Raw genomic sequence first — 12588 nt, forward strand, 5'->3', positions numbered from 1 at the left:
CCTTTGCTCGACAGCCGCCATGCGTCCTTCGGCCGCATGGCGGCTGTCGCACTTTGAACTGCTGCATGTTCTATCCTCAAACCGGCTGCGGTTTGCGGAATGTGCGGCAGGGATCGCGGCGGCCCGCCCGGAGTGGACATTGTGCTCATCTACATGGTTCGCCATGGACAAACGGACTGGAATGCGGAGAGCCGCCTTCAGGGCCAGAAGGACATCCCCCTCAACGAGACCGGACGGCAGCAGGCGACCGGGAACGGCGTCGCGCTGAGGAGGTTCCTCGGGAGTGGCGCCGCCGACTTCGATTTCGTCAGCAGCCCGCTCGGCCGTACGCGCGAAACCATGGAGCGTCTTCGGCGGGCCATGGATCTCGATCCCTCGGCCTACCGCACCGACGAGCGTCTGAAGGAGGTGTCCTTCGGCGACTGGGAAGGCTACACGCTTCCCGAACTGAAGCGGCTCGTGCCCGAGCGGATCGCAGAGAGGCGAGTCGCGAAATGGGATTTCATCCCGCCCGGTCCCGACGCCGAAAGCTACGAAATCCTGTCCTGGCGTGTCGGTGCCTGGCTCAGGAGCGTGACGCGGCCTACCGTCTGCGTCAGCCATGGCGGCGTTATCAGGGCATTGTTCAAGCTGCTTGGGGAGATGGATGCCGATGAGGCGGCGGCCGCAGCGATCCCGCAGGACCGCCTGCTGAAAATCCTGGATGGCTCGATAGGCTGGCTCTGACGCCACAAACCTACTGAAGGATCTCCAGGTCGTTGATGACGCGCTTGCCGTCGACCTCGGTATAGAAGACAAGCACCTTGACGCCGGCCTCCAGCCCTTCGAAGTTGAACTCCTCGGGCGCCTGATAGCTCTTGCCGTCATCGAGGGAGAGGCTCAGCCGGTCGGTATCGACGCTGGTGATCACGGCTTCGACATCGGCACTCTCGGCAAGCGCGGAGAGCGGCGAAAGCAGGCTTGCGGTGGCCATGAGCGTGGCAATGACAAATCGCATCCTTGTTGCCCTCATCAATGATTTTGCGAATTTTGTTGTTCTCACGCTTTGATCCCCGATTGTGGCAAAAGTAGCCCTATGTCGTTGCTTTTTCGATGCAGTTGCCCGCCGCATGGGAGGGTGAAGGCCGGTTCGGCGAATTGCAACCCGATGTTTCCGTGAAAGCGGCGGAGCGGCTCGGCGGCAGCCGAACTCTCCCGGTTTTCCACGGGAATTTAGCGGCATCTTCCTTAAGGCGCCAAGCCTGGGGGCAGGGGAGACGGCACGGGTGCCAGCCGCCGCCGCAGAAGGACTTTCCCGCGTGCCCGCTTTCCACTAAGAGAGGGCACGCGCTTCTTTCGCGTGGCCCTCGGAGCGGGCCAGCTGCGGCTCCGGGGTAATTGGAATAGACGCGAGGCGGCTCACCGGCCCTTCGCGATCCGGAGTTCGGTAGCCGCCATGTCGCACAATACATTCGGTCATCTTTTCCGCGTCACGACCTGGGGCGAAAGCCACGGTCCCGCACTTGGCTGTGTCGTCGACGGGTGTCCGCCCGGAATTCGCTTTACGCTCGCCGAAGTCCAGGCTTGGCTCGACAAGCGCAAGCCCGGCCAGTCGCGCTTCGTCACCCAGCGTCGTGAGGACGATCTTGTGAAGGTCCTTTCCGGCGTGATGCTCGATGACGACGGCGAGACGATGATTTCGACCGGTACGCCGATCTCGATGATGATCGAGAATACCGACCAGCGTTCCAAGGATTATTCCGAGATCGCCAAGCGCTACCGTCCCGGCCATGCCGACTATACCTACGATGCGAAATACGGCATCCGCGACTACCGCGGCGGCGGCCGCTCCTCGGCGCGCGAAACCGCTGCGCGCGTGGCGGCGGGCGCTATCGCCCGCAAGGTCGTGCCGGGCCTGGTGGTCCGCGGTGCACTCGTCCAGATCGGCAAGCACCGGATCCACCGTTCCAATTGGGACTGGGCGGAAGTGAACAACAATCCGTTCTTCGCACCCGACCCGGCGATTGTGCCCGTCTGGGAAGACTATCTCGACGGCATCCGTAAAGCGGGATCGTCGATCGGCGCCGTGGTCGAGGTGGTTGCCGAAGGCGTTCCGGCCGGCATCGGCGCGCCGATCTATGCGAAGCTCGATCAGGATATCGCCGCCAATCTTATGTCCATCAACGCGGTCAAAGGCGTCGAGATCGGCAACGGCTTCGCCGCAGCCGAGATCAGCGGCGAGGAGAACGCCGACGAGATGCGCATCGGAGCGCAGGGCGAACCGGTTTTCCTGTCCAACAATGCCGGCGGCATTCTGGGCGGGATCGCGACCGGGCAGCCGGTCGTTGCGCGCTTCGCCATCAAGCCGACCTCGTCCATTCTCACGGAGCGCCGTTCGATCGACAGCGACGGCAAGGAGGTCGACGTGCGCACCAAGGGCCGTCACGACCCCTGCGTCGGCATTCGGGCGGTGCCGATCGGAGAGGCCATGCTGGCCTGCGCCATCGCCGATCACTATCTGCGTGACCGCGGCCAGACCGGCCGGCTGAAGTAACTCGACTGCTGCAGCGGCCTTCGCGTTTCTGAAAGACGCGCGGCGCTGCAGGAAAAGGTGTGCAGCCGTTTTCCGTCGGGGAATGCACCAAACAGGATATTCGCGGAGACAAGACATGTCCTACGACCAGAAGCGCGTCGTCGAAGCCATTCGCGCCTTCGAAGCAGGCGAGATCGTCGTCGTCACCGACGACGGCGGCCGCGAGAATGAGGGCGACCTGATCGTCGCGGCGGTGCACTGCACGCCTGAGAAGATGGCGTTCATCGTGCGCCATACGTCCGGCATCGTCTGCGCGCCGATGCCGCGCGAGGAGGCAAAACGCCTCAACCTCAATGCGATGGTTGCCGAGAACGACTCCGCCCACACCACCGCCTTCACGGTGTCGGTCGACTTCAAGCACGGGACCACGACCGGCATTTCCGCCGACGATCGTACGCTGACGGTCAGAAACCTCGCCAATCCGAATGTCGGGCCGACGGATTTCGTCCGGCCCGGCCACATATTCCCTCTCGTGGCGCGCGAAGGCGGCGTGTTGATGCGCTCCGGCCATACCGAGGCCGCCGTCGATCTCTGCAGGCTCGCGAGCCTGCCGCCGATCGGCGTCATCTGCGAACTCGTCAACGATGACGGCACGGTCATGCGTGGACCGCAGGTCGAAACCTTTGCCGAAACGCATGGCCTGAAGCAGGTCTCCGTGGCCGATCTCATTGCCTATCGCCAGCGCAAGGAGACCTTGATCGAGCAGGGCCATTCCTTCGAGATGGACACGCCCTACGGCAAGGCCAAGGGCCACACCTATTCGCTGCCCTGGGATACGATGCAGCACCTGGCCGTGGTCTTCGGAGACATTCGCGACGGCGTCGACATTCCCGTGCGCCTCCACCTCGAGAACGTCGGAGCCGACGTCTTCGGCCGCGGCCGCCAGATCGACGAGATCATGAAGCGCATCGCCGCTGAGGGGAGGGGGGTCATCGTCTATCTGCGAGAGGGCTCGGTGGGGGTCGGAATTTCGCAGACCGCGCGAAAGGGCAAGCACGAGAGGGAAGCCCACTCGGAGGCACAGGAGCGTGAAAGCGAGTGGCTGGAGATTGGCCTCGGCGCGCAGATCCTGAAAGACCTCGGCATCACCTCCATTCGCCTTCTTTCATCGCGCGAGCGGCATTACGTCGGCCTGGAGGGCTTCGGCATCAAGATCGCCGCGACCGAGATTCTGTAAATCCGGAAGAGCCCGAAATAAAAGCCGCGTCACCGGACGCGGCTTCCTCGCCTTTGAAGAAAGCTGCCGTTACGGCAGGGCGTCGTAGCCTTCGTCGAAGCCCTTGAGGTCGACGGGGATGCCGATGCCTTCCTCGGGCGACTGGAAAACGATGAAGGTCGCCGTCGCGCCGGCGCGGAAGGTCTTGAGGAGCTCGTCTTCGAGCACGACCTCGGCGTAGCAGCCGTCGGAGAAGCAGCGCACGAAATAGGCGCGGCCGATGTCCTTGCCGTCGACATTGAGGCCGAGGCCGTTCGGCAGGAGCACGCCGAGCGGCGCAAGCACCCGAAGGATCTTCGCCTTGCGGTCGGCGGTCTTGAGCACGACGACCGAGAGGCCGACTTCCGGCCTGTCTTCGGCGATGACGTTCTGCATCAGCGCGCACTGTTCGGCCGAGGCGCCCGCCGGCTGGTCGCAGACGATCGACCACGCGCCGTGGTTTGACTTCACCGTGCCCGGCGTTGCGTTGGATTGCTGGGCCAAGCCTGCTGCGGGGAGTGCGAAGGCGGCAATTGCGAGCGCGGCCAGGGCGGGCAGCCGGGAGAAGAGGGACAGGCCCATGTAAACCTCAAAAACCTCGAATCATTAGGGCTATTCTTGAAGCGCGCGAGGATAAATGAAAAGCCCTGGTCGTTACATTCCAGTGTCATATGGCCGAAATTGGGCCCTCCCGGCACGAAATAGGCCTGGCGAGGGCCGCCTTCTCTCCGCCGATGAACGTGGCTGCCCGCAAATGGGGCGGCGAATACCGGCCCGCGCGCGGGCGCCGGTGCGTGGGAGGGCTTTCGACCGGTTGCGAGGTCTCCTGTGCGAAAACTTCCGCTTTGTGCAAAAATGCCGCACGAGGTTGCTTGGACAGATGTTGCGGCGCTGGTCAAACTGTGGTTTGAAGCGCTTCAGTATCGCAGGGATTCTGCGTTCCGGGTTTGATCCTGATCAAGCGCATTGGGGAGACGTAATTGTGAAAAACAAGGCCTATGCAGTTCTGGCAGCGCTTGCCTGTCTGCTTTTTGCTTCGAGCGCCTTTGCTGACAAGCCTGTCGACTGGCAGACGAACTTTCAGGCGGCTGCTACGGGCATCATGGAAGAAATCACGTGGTTTGAACACTATACCCTGTGGTTCATCATTCCGATCACACTTTTCGTTCTCCTGCTGCTGGTCATCGTGGTCGTCAAGTTCCGCGAGAGTGCCAATCCTGTTCCGTCGAGGACCAGCCACAATACGCTGATCGAAGTCATCTGGACGGTCGGCCCGGTTATCGTGCTGCTTTTCCTCGCGATTCCCTCATTCCAGCTTTTGACCGCGCAGCTCACGCCTCCGGAAAATCCGGACCTGACGGTCAAGGCGACCGGCAACCAGTGGTACTGGTCCTATGAATATGAAGTCGGCGAAAACCCGCTCTCCTTCGATAGCCTGCTCCTGAAGGACGAGGATCGTGCGGGCCTCGGCAAGGAAGATAAGGCGCAGTATCCGCGTCTTCTCGCCGTCGACAACGAAGTCGTCGTGCCGGTCGGCAAGACCGTTCGCCTGCTCGTCACGGCTGCCGACGTGATTCATGCCTTCGCCATGCCGGCTTTCGGCGTCAAGATCGACGCGGTTCCCGGCCGCCTCAATGAAACCTGGTTCAAGGCCGATCGCGAAGGTCTCTATTACGGCCAGTGTTCCGAGCTCTGCGGCAAGGATCACGCCTATATGCCGATCGCCGTCCGCGTTGTTGCGCAGGATAAATACGACGCCTGGCTCGCCGCCGCCGCAACCAATGTCGGCGAAGCGAACAAGGCGCTCATGGCGTCCGTAGACGGCGCGGCCAAGGCCGTTGACGTCGCCGACAACGCCGCACAGTAATCGGAAGTGGAGCTTGACCATGGCTGGAACAGCCGTTCATCACGATCAACGCCATGATCATTCCGATCATGGCCACGCGGACCACGCGCACAAGCCGCTGACTTTCTTTCAGCGCTGGTTCCTGTCGACCAACCACAAGGACATCGGTACGCTCTACCTGATCTTCGCGATCATCGCCGGCATTATCGGCGGTACGCTGTCGGTCTTCATGCGCGCCGAACTGCAGGAGCCGGGCATCCAGATCTTCCACGGTCTGGCCCAAATGGTCTATGGCTTCGAGGGTGATGCTGCCATCGACGGCGGCAAGCACATGTTCAACGTCTTCACGACCGCTCACGCGCTGATCATGATCTTCTTCATGGTCATGCCGGCGCTGATCGGCGGCTTCGCCAACTGGATGGTGCCGATCATGATCGGTGCGCCGGACATGGCGTTCCCGCGCATGAACAACATTTCGTTCTGGCTGATCGTGCCGGCCTTCCTGCTGGTGCTCCTTTCGATGTTCGTCGAAGGCCCTGCAGGCGCCTATGGCGCGGGCGGCGGCTGGACGATCTATCCGCCATTCTCGACATCCGGCATGCCAGGGCCCGCGATGGATCTCGCGATCCTCGGACTGCACATTGCCGGCGCCTCGTCGATCCTCGGCGCGATCAACTTCATCACCACCATCCTCAACATGCGCGCTCCGGGCATGACGCTGCACAAGATGCCGCTCTTTGCCTGGTCGGTTCTGATCACCGCCTTCCTGCTCCTACTCTCGCTGCCGGTTCTCGCGGGCGCGATCACCATGCTGCTGACGGACCGCAACTTCGGCACGACCTTCTTCGCGCCGGAAGGCGGCGGTGACCCGATCCTGTTCCAGCACCTGTTCTGGTTCTTCGGTCATCCGGAAGTGTACATTCTGATTCTGCCGGGCTTCGGCATCGTCAGCCACATCATCTCGACCTTCTCGCGCAAGCCGATCTTCGGTTATCTCGGCATGGCCTACGCCATGGTCGCGATCGGCGCCGTCGGCTTCATCGTGTGGGCGCACCACATGTACACGGTCGGCATGTCGCTCCAGACGCAGCGCTACTTCGTCTTCGCGACGATGGTCATCGCTGTGCCGACGGGTGTGAAGATCTTCTCCTGGATCGCGACGATGTGGGGTGGCTCGATCCGCTTCGCGACGCCGATGGTCTGGGCGATCGGCTTCATCTTCCTGTTCACCGTCGGCGGCGTGACGGGCGTCCAGCTCGCCAATGCCGGCCTCGACCGTGCGCTGCACGACACCTATTACGTGGTGGCGCACTTCCACTACGTGCTGTCGCTCGGCGCCGTCTTCGCCATCTTCGCGGCCTGGTACTACTGGTTCCCGAAGATGACCGGCTACATGTACTCGGAGTTTCTGGGCAAGCTGCATTTCTGGGTGATGTTCGTCGGCGTGAACCTGATCTTCTTCCCGCAGCACTTCCTCGGGCTCGCAGGCATGCCGCGCCGTTACATCGACTATCCGGACGCCTTTGCCGGCTGGAACATGGTTTCGTCCTACGGCTCCTACATCGCGGCGGTCGGCGTGCTGATCTTCCTCTTCTGTGTCGCCGAAGCTTTCGCCAAGAAGCGCGTTGCGGGGGATAACCCCTGGGGCGAGGGCGCCAACACCCTGGAATGGCAGCTGTCTTCGCCGCCGCCGTTCCACCAGTGGGAGCAGCTCCCGCGGATCAAGTGACGGGTAACGAACAGAAGCCGCCGGTTTCGGCGGCTTCTCCCCGCCGGGATACCGGCGTGACGCGGCTGTTTTTGCCGCAGCAAGTTCAAGGTACGGACATGACGGTCATCGACAATCACGAGGTAGTTGGCATGGAAGGCGCACCGCGACTTTCCGAGGCCTCTGCGCGCGATTATTTCGAGCTCCTGAAGCCGCGCGTCATGTCTCTCGTCGTCTTCACCGCATTCGCCGGGCTCATCCTTGCCCCCGGCCATATCAATCCGTTCATCGGCTTCACCGCCATTCTCTGCATCGCCATCGGAGCCGGCGCTTCCGGTGCGCTGAACATGTGGTACGACGCGGATATCGACGCGGTGATGAGCCGCACGGCCAAGCGTCCGATTCCGGCCGGCAAGATTTTGCCCCAGGAGGCGCTTGCCTTCGGGCTGACCCTGTCGGCATTCTCGGTGATCATCCTCGGGCTCGCCGTTCACTGGCTCGCAGCCGGGTTGCTCGCCTTCACGATCTTCTTCTACGTGGCCATCTACACGATGTGGCTGAAGCGCTCGACGCCGCAGAACATCGTCATCGGTGGAGCCGCCGGGGCCTTCCCCCCAATGATAGGCTGGGCCTGCGTGACCGGCGGCGTGTCGGTCGAGAGCATCGTGCTCTTCCTCATCATCTTTCTCTGGACGCCGGCGCATTTCTGGGCCCTGGCTCTCTTCAAGATGGGCGATTACGGCGCGGTCGGCGTGCCGATGATGCCGAATGTCTGCGGCGAGGCGACGACCAAGCGGCAGATCGTCATCTATGCCGTGCTCACCGCGATCAGCGGCGTCTGTCCCACCTTGCTCGGCTTCGCGAGCCTGGGCTATGGAGCCTTTGCCACGGCCATGGGGCTCGGTTTCGTCTGGTATTCGCTGGGTGTGCTGCGCATGCCCGAAGGCGACAAGCGCATGGTACCGGCGAAGAAGCTCTTCGCATTCTCGATCGCCTATCTTTTCGCGATATTCTCGGCGCTTCTGGTCGATTACGCGATCGCCCGGATCTGGCTTGGAGGTATCGTCTGATGGAAACCGTCGAACTCAACGAGGCTCAGAAGAAGTCTCGCCGCGGCCGCAACATCGCGCTCGGTATCGTGCTGGCGGCCCTGGTCGCGATTTTCTACGTCGTCACGCTGGTCAAGGTCGGCGGCGGCATGGTGAATTGAAGGCGTTGCGCATGGCGGAGAATGGACAGGCAGATCGGAAGGAACGCTCGAACGGCGTGATCGTCGGCACGTGCCTTGCATTTGTGGCCGGCATGATCGGCATGGCCTATGCCGCCGTTCCGCTCTACGACATGTTCTGCCGCGTTACGGGCTACAACGGTACGACGCAGCGGGTCGAGCAGGCATCCGACCTCATCCTCGACGAGAAGGTCAAGGTTACGTTCGACGCCAATGTCGCTGCCGGACTGCCTTGGGAGTTCGTCCCGGTTCAACGGGATATCGACATCAGGATCGGCGAGACGGTACAGATCATGTACCGTGCGAAGAACCTGGCTTCGACGCCGACGACGGGCCAGGCGACGTTCAACGTGACGCCGATGGCGGCCGGTGCCTATTTCAACAAGGTGCAATGCTTCTGCTTCACCGAGACGACGCTTCAGCCGGGCGAGGAAATGGAGATGCCGGTCGTCTTCTTCGTCGATCCGGAGATCGTCAAGCCGGTCGAGACGAAGGGCATCAAGACTTTGACGCTGTCCTACACCTTCTATCCGCGCGAACCCTCCAAGCCGGTCGCGCAAGTGAAGGCGAAGGCAGAAAACAAACTTTGACATGCGCGCCGTTTCGGCTATGCCGGGCGGCGACAAGAGAGGACTATCGGGGGTTATCGACATGGCCGGAGCGCATCAGAAGCAACACGACTATCACATCATCGACCCGAGCCCGTGGCCGCTGCTTGCCTCCATCGGAGCCTTCGTCATGGCCTTCGGCGGCGTCGGCTACATGCGCTATCTCTCCGGCGGCTCGTTCAAGTTGTTCGGGCTTGAGTTCGCCAACCCGTGGGTCTTCTTCATCGGTCTGGCGCTGATCCTTTATACCATGTTCGGCTGGTGGTCGGACACCATCAAGGAAGCGCATGAGGGCCACCATACCCGCGTCGTGTCGCTGCACCTGCGCTACGGCATGATCATGTTCATCGCTTCCGAGGTGATGTTCTTCGCTGCCTGGTTCTGGGCATTCTTCGACGCCAGCCTCTTTCCCGGCGAAGCGATCCAGGCCGCGCGCGCCGAGTTTACCGGCGGCGTCTGGCCGCCCAAGGGCATCGAGGTCCTCGATCCCTGGCACCTGCCGCTCTACAACACCGTCATCCTGCTGCTCTCCGGCACGACTGCGACCTGGGCGCACCACGCGCTGCTGCACAACGACCGCAAGGGCCTCGTCTACGGCCTGACGCTCACGGTCCTGCTCGGCGTTCTCTTCTCCTACGTGCAGGGCTACGAATATGCGCACGCGCCGTTCGCGTTCAAGGATTCGATCTACGGTGCGACCTTCTTCATGGCGACCGGCTTCCACGGTTTCCACGTGCTGGTCGGCACGATCTTCCTGCTCGTCTGCCTGCTGCGCGCCCTGCGGGGCGACTTCACGCCGAAGCACCACTTCGGCTTCGAAGCGGCGGCCTGGTACTGGCATTTCGTCGACGTCGTCTGGCTGTTCCTCTTCTTCTCCATCTACATCTGGGGTGGCTGGGGCGCGCCGATCGCCCACGGCTGATGCTGTTTTTGCTTTGTTGATGACGGGGGCGGCCGAGAGGTCGCCCCGTTTCGTTTGAACATATGGTATTTCGGTTGGCCGGCGTTTTTGACGCAGATGTTCGATTGGACGAATGGCTGCATTGCCGTTACCAATGCCGAGATGGACGAAATCCGGGACATGGTTCCCGACAATACCGCGATCGTGACCACGCCATGAACGAAGACAAGGCGCTCTACCCGCCCGTCGATCCCGTGATGACGGGAATCAAGGGTCTTTGCCCCCGCTGCGGCCAGGGAAAGCTCTTCGACGGCCTGCTGAAGGTTCGGCCGGCTTGCAGCAGTTGCGAGCTCGATTATGGTTTCGCGGACTCCGGCGATGGCCCGGTCGTCTTCGTCATCCTGATCGTCGGCTTCGTCGTCGTCGGCGCGGCGCTCTGGATGGAGATCAACGTCAACCCGCCGCTCTGGCTGCATTTCCTCCTGTGGATTCCGCTTGCAACCATCTTGAGCCTGGCGCTGACGCGCCTGCTGAAGGGCGTGCTCATCAATCTGCAATACTGAAACAATGCACGCCCGGGTGAAATCGACCGTGGTTGACGAGCGCATGCCGGCCCCGCATAGCCGCGCCGGCCGTCTGGCGGGCATTGTCCTGGTGCTCGCCGCTTTCGCCGTGCTCGTGTCGCTCGGTACCTGGCAGATGCAACGGCTGCATTGGAAGGAGGCGCTGATCGGTGCAATTGCCGAGCGGCGTTCGGCGCCGGCCGTCTCGCTCGACAAGATCGAGGCCATGGCCGCGGCCGGCGAAGACATCGACTACCGGACGGTGCATGTGTCCGGCGTGTACGACCACAGCAAGGAGCGCCATTTCTTCGCCACCCATGAAGGCCGTACCGGCTTCTACGTCTTCACGCCTCTCATGCTGGCCGATGGCCGGGCGATTTTCGTGAACCGCGGCTTCGTCCCCTTCGAAAAGAAGGACGCCTCCACGCGGGCCGAAGGGCAGATCGCCGGAAGCGTGGCGATCGACGGCCTGGCGCGGCCGAAGCTTTCCGGAAAGCCGTCGTCGCTGGTACCGGACAACGACGCCGCCAAGAACATCTTCTACTGGAAGGACCTCGATGCGATGGCGGACTCTGCCGGCATCGCATCCGATCGCGTCGTTTCCTTCTTTATCGATGCCGATGCAGCGGAAAATCCCGGCGGCCTTCCGATCGGCGGCGTGACCCAGTTCGATCTGCCGAACAATCACCTGCAATATGCGCTGACCTGGTACGGCCTTGCAGCCGCCCTCGTCGCCGTCAGCGGCATCTACGTCTATCGGCGCAGGCGGTAGGGCGCGCCGGTTCTTCCTTGTGTGCCCGGTCGTTGCCGCTATATATGGCGCATGCCGACATCTGGTTTGTTCGTTCCACTGGCGTTTTCATGATGGCCCCATCCGCAGCAGCAAAATCCCCGATCACCATCCGCCTCTGCGGGCCGCGTGGCTTCTGCGCGGGCGTCGACCGGGCGATCCAGATCGTGGTGCTCGCGCTCAAGGAGTTCGGCGCGCCGGTCTATGTCCGCCATGAGATCGTGCATAACCGTTACGTCGTGGAGGGGCTCGAAGCCAAGGGGGCGATTTTCGTCGAGGAACTCGACGAGATCCCGCCCGAGCACCGCGAGCAGCCCGTGGTCTTCTCCGCCCATGGAGTGCCCAAATCCGTTCCGGCCGATGCGGACGCGCGCAATCTCTTCTATCTCGACGCCACCTGTCCGCTCGTCTCGAAGGTGCACAAGCAGGCGATGCGCCATCATCGCATGGGACGCCACGTCGTGCTGATCGGCCATGCCGGACACCCGGAGGTTATCGGCACCATGGGACAATTGCCGGAGGGGGCGGTCTCCCTCGTCGAGACCGTCGAGGATGCGGAGGTCTATATGCCGCCGGACCCTGACAATCTCGGTTTCGTCACGCAGACGACGCTCTCGGTCGACGACACCGCCGGCGTCATCAAGCGGCTGCATGAGCGCTTTCCGAACCTGACGGCGCCTGCAGCCGATTCGATCTGCTATGCCACCACGAACCGGCAGGAAGCGGTGAAGCAGGCGGCGCCCGGCTGCGACCTTTTCCTGGTCGTCGGCGCACCCAACTCATCGAACTCGAAGCGCCTCGTCGAAGTTGCGTTGAGGGCAGGGGCGAAGAAAGCCGTTCTCGTCCAGCGCGCCTCCGAAATCGACTGGGCGAGGGTGGGGGATATCTCGATGGTCGGGTTGTCGGCGGGTGCTTCCGCACCGGAGGTGATCGTCAACGAGATCATCGAAGCGTTCCGCGAGCGCTACGATGCCACGGTCGAGCTTGCCGACACGGTGGAGGAAAACGAGCACTTTCTCGTCAACCGCGAGCTCCGGCACGTCGAACTCACGGCGGCCGACATGGCCTTCGTCAACGGCGAGTAGCTTGGCCAGAGCATGTCGATGTTTCAAGGAAACACTGAAATGCTCCCCATTTGAACCAACGCGCTTCCGGACGGAAAACCGTCACACGCTTT

15 protein-coding genes are annotated in these 12588 nt (G+C 62.4%); 13 read left to right on the forward strand and 2 right to left on the reverse strand.

Annotation, left to right across the window (positions count from 1 at the left end; genetic code table 11):
- Positions 1–141: 141 nt before the first annotated feature.
- Entirely contained in the window at positions 142–726 is a 585-nt protein-coding gene (locus ACFHWW_RS14495; RefSeq protein WP_275598133.1) for a histidine phosphatase family protein, read from the forward strand.
- A 10-nt stretch (positions 727–736) separates the two neighbouring features.
- Here ACFHWW_RS14495 and ACFHWW_RS14500 read toward each other — a convergent pair whose 3' ends face one another.
- Positions 737–997, reverse strand: coding sequence for a DUF1344 domain-containing protein (locus tag ACFHWW_RS14500; protein ID WP_003532345.1), 261 nt, complete (start codon positions 995–997; stop codon positions 737–739).
- 438 nt (positions 998–1435) lie between these two features.
- On the opposite strand from ACFHWW_RS14500, the gene aroC reads away from it, so the two are divergent.
- Entirely contained in the window at positions 1436–2533 is a 1098-nt protein-coding gene (aroC, locus tag ACFHWW_RS14505) for a chorismate synthase (RefSeq protein WP_379938881.1), read from the forward strand.
- Positions 2534–2648: 115 nt separating this feature from the next.
- Positions 2649–3749 (forward strand): 3,4-dihydroxy-2-butanone-4-phosphate synthase, encoded by a 1101-nt coding sequence (gene ribB, locus ACFHWW_RS14510; protein ID WP_379938883.1) that lies wholly within the window; start codon positions 2649–2651, stop codon positions 3747–3749.
- A gap of 69 nt (positions 3750–3818) precedes the next feature.
- Here the strand turns inward: ribB and ACFHWW_RS14515 are convergent, their stop codons facing one another.
- The gene (locus tag ACFHWW_RS14515) at positions 3819–4349 is read right to left on the reverse strand and encodes an invasion associated locus B family protein (protein WP_026168549.1); all 531 of its coding nucleotides are present in this window, start codon (positions 4347–4349) and stop codon (positions 3819–3821) included.
- 400 nt (positions 4350–4749) lie between these two features.
- Here ACFHWW_RS14515 and coxB point away from each other — a divergent pair, with 400 nt between their 5' ends.
- The 10 genes from coxB (at position 4750) to ispH (ending at position 12496) form a co-directional block, all read left to right on the forward strand.
- Positions 4750–5634 carry a cytochrome c oxidase subunit II gene (coxB, locus tag ACFHWW_RS14520; RefSeq protein ID WP_018094445.1) on the forward strand — a complete coding sequence of 295 codons (885 nt, stop codon included), beginning with the start codon at positions 4750–4752 and terminating at the stop codon, positions 5632–5634.
- Positions 5635–5653: 19 nt separating this feature from the next.
- Positions 5654–7342 (forward strand): cytochrome c oxidase subunit I, encoded by a 1689-nt coding sequence (gene ctaD / locus ACFHWW_RS14525; RefSeq protein ID WP_003532329.1) that lies wholly within the window; start codon positions 5654–5656, stop codon positions 7340–7342.
- 98 nt (positions 7343–7440) lie between these two features.
- Positions 7441–8391 carry a heme o synthase gene (locus tag ACFHWW_RS14530; RefSeq protein ID WP_198516603.1) on the forward strand — a complete coding sequence of 317 codons (951 nt, stop codon included), beginning with the start codon at positions 7441–7443 and terminating at the stop codon, positions 8389–8391.
- Positions 8391–8531: a hypothetical protein gene (locus tag ACFHWW_RS14535; RefSeq protein ID WP_010968907.1), complete on the forward strand. Its 141-nt coding sequence runs from the start codon at positions 8391–8393 to the stop codon at positions 8529–8531. The genes ACFHWW_RS14530 and ACFHWW_RS14535 overlap by 1 nt, the downstream gene beginning before the upstream one ends.
- A gap of 11 nt (positions 8532–8542) precedes the next feature.
- Entirely contained in the window at positions 8543–9139 is a 597-nt protein-coding gene (locus tag ACFHWW_RS14540) for a cytochrome c oxidase assembly protein (protein WP_100669157.1), read from the forward strand.
- Between the two features lie 61 nt (positions 9140–9200).
- Positions 9201–10079 (forward strand): cytochrome c oxidase subunit 3, encoded by an 879-nt coding sequence (locus ACFHWW_RS14545; RefSeq protein ID WP_100669988.1) that lies wholly within the window; start codon positions 9201–9203, stop codon positions 10077–10079.
- Between the two features lie 96 nt (positions 10080–10175).
- A complete protein-coding gene (locus tag ACFHWW_RS14550; RefSeq protein WP_234819171.1) occupies positions 10176–10277 on the forward strand; it encodes a L,D-transpeptidase in 102 nt (33 codons plus the stop codon).
- On the forward strand, positions 10274–10621 hold the full coding sequence (locus ACFHWW_RS14555; protein ID WP_379938887.1) for a DUF983 domain-containing protein: 348 nt from the start codon (positions 10274–10276) through the stop codon (positions 10619–10621). Before ACFHWW_RS14550 ends, ACFHWW_RS14555 begins: the two co-directional genes overlap by 4 nt.
- A gap of 4 nt (positions 10622–10625) precedes the next feature.
- Positions 10626–11393 carry an SURF1 family protein gene (locus ACFHWW_RS14560; protein WP_379938889.1) on the forward strand — a complete coding sequence of 256 codons (768 nt, stop codon included), beginning with the start codon at positions 10626–10628 and terminating at the stop codon, positions 11391–11393.
- Positions 11394–11485: 92 nt separating this feature from the next.
- Positions 11486–12496: a 4-hydroxy-3-methylbut-2-enyl diphosphate reductase gene (gene ispH / locus ACFHWW_RS14565; RefSeq protein ID WP_379938891.1), complete on the forward strand. Its 1011-nt coding sequence runs from the start codon at positions 11486–11488 to the stop codon at positions 12494–12496.
- Positions 12497–12588 lie beyond the last annotated feature (92 nt).

The organism is Sinorhizobium sp. P24N7 (assembly GCF_042436655.1).
Taxonomy (GTDB): domain Bacteria; phylum Pseudomonadota; class Alphaproteobacteria; order Rhizobiales; family Rhizobiaceae; genus Sinorhizobium; species Sinorhizobium meliloti_A.

Bases quoted from the DNA above. Each gene is read 5' to 3' on its own strand.
- ACFHWW_RS14500 (WP_003532345.1), bottom strand. From the start codon at position 997: ATGCGATTTGTCATTGCCACGCTCATGGCCACCGCAAGCCTGCTTTCG.
- aroC (WP_379938881.1), top strand. From the start codon at position 1,436: ATGTCGCACAATACATTCGGTCATCTTTTCCGCGTCACGACCTGGGGC.
- ribB (WP_379938883.1), top strand. From the start codon at position 2,649: ATGTCCTACGACCAGAAGCGCGTCGTCGAAGCCATTCGCGCCTTCGAA.
- ACFHWW_RS14515 (WP_026168549.1), bottom strand. From the start codon at position 4,349: ATGGGCCTGTCCCTCTTCTCCCGGCTGCCCGCCCTGGCCGCGCTCGCA.
- ctaD (WP_003532329.1), top strand. From the start codon at position 5,654: ATGGCTGGAACAGCCGTTCATCACGATCAACGCCATGATCATTCCGAT.
- ACFHWW_RS14530 (WP_198516603.1), top strand. From the start codon at position 7,441: ATGACGGTCATCGACAATCACGAGGTAGTTGGCATGGAAGGCGCACCG.
- ACFHWW_RS14535 (WP_010968907.1), top strand. From the start codon at position 8,391: ATGGAAACCGTCGAACTCAACGAGGCTCAGAAGAAGTCTCGCCGCGGC.
- ACFHWW_RS14540 (WP_100669157.1), top strand. From the start codon at position 8,543: ATGGCGGAGAATGGACAGGCAGATCGGAAGGAACGCTCGAACGGCGTG.
- ACFHWW_RS14545 (WP_100669988.1), top strand. From the start codon at position 9,201: ATGGCCGGAGCGCATCAGAAGCAACACGACTATCACATCATCGACCCG.
- ACFHWW_RS14550 (WP_234819171.1), top strand. From the start codon at position 10,176: ATGTTCGATTGGACGAATGGCTGCATTGCCGTTACCAATGCCGAGATG.
- ACFHWW_RS14555 (WP_379938887.1), top strand. From the start codon at position 10,274: ATGAACGAAGACAAGGCGCTCTACCCGCCCGTCGATCCCGTGATGACG.
- ACFHWW_RS14560 (WP_379938889.1), top strand. From the start codon at position 10,626: ATGCACGCCCGGGTGAAATCGACCGTGGTTGACGAGCGCATGCCGGCC.
- ispH (WP_379938891.1), top strand. From the start codon at position 11,486: ATGGCCCCATCCGCAGCAGCAAAATCCCCGATCACCATCCGCCTCTGC.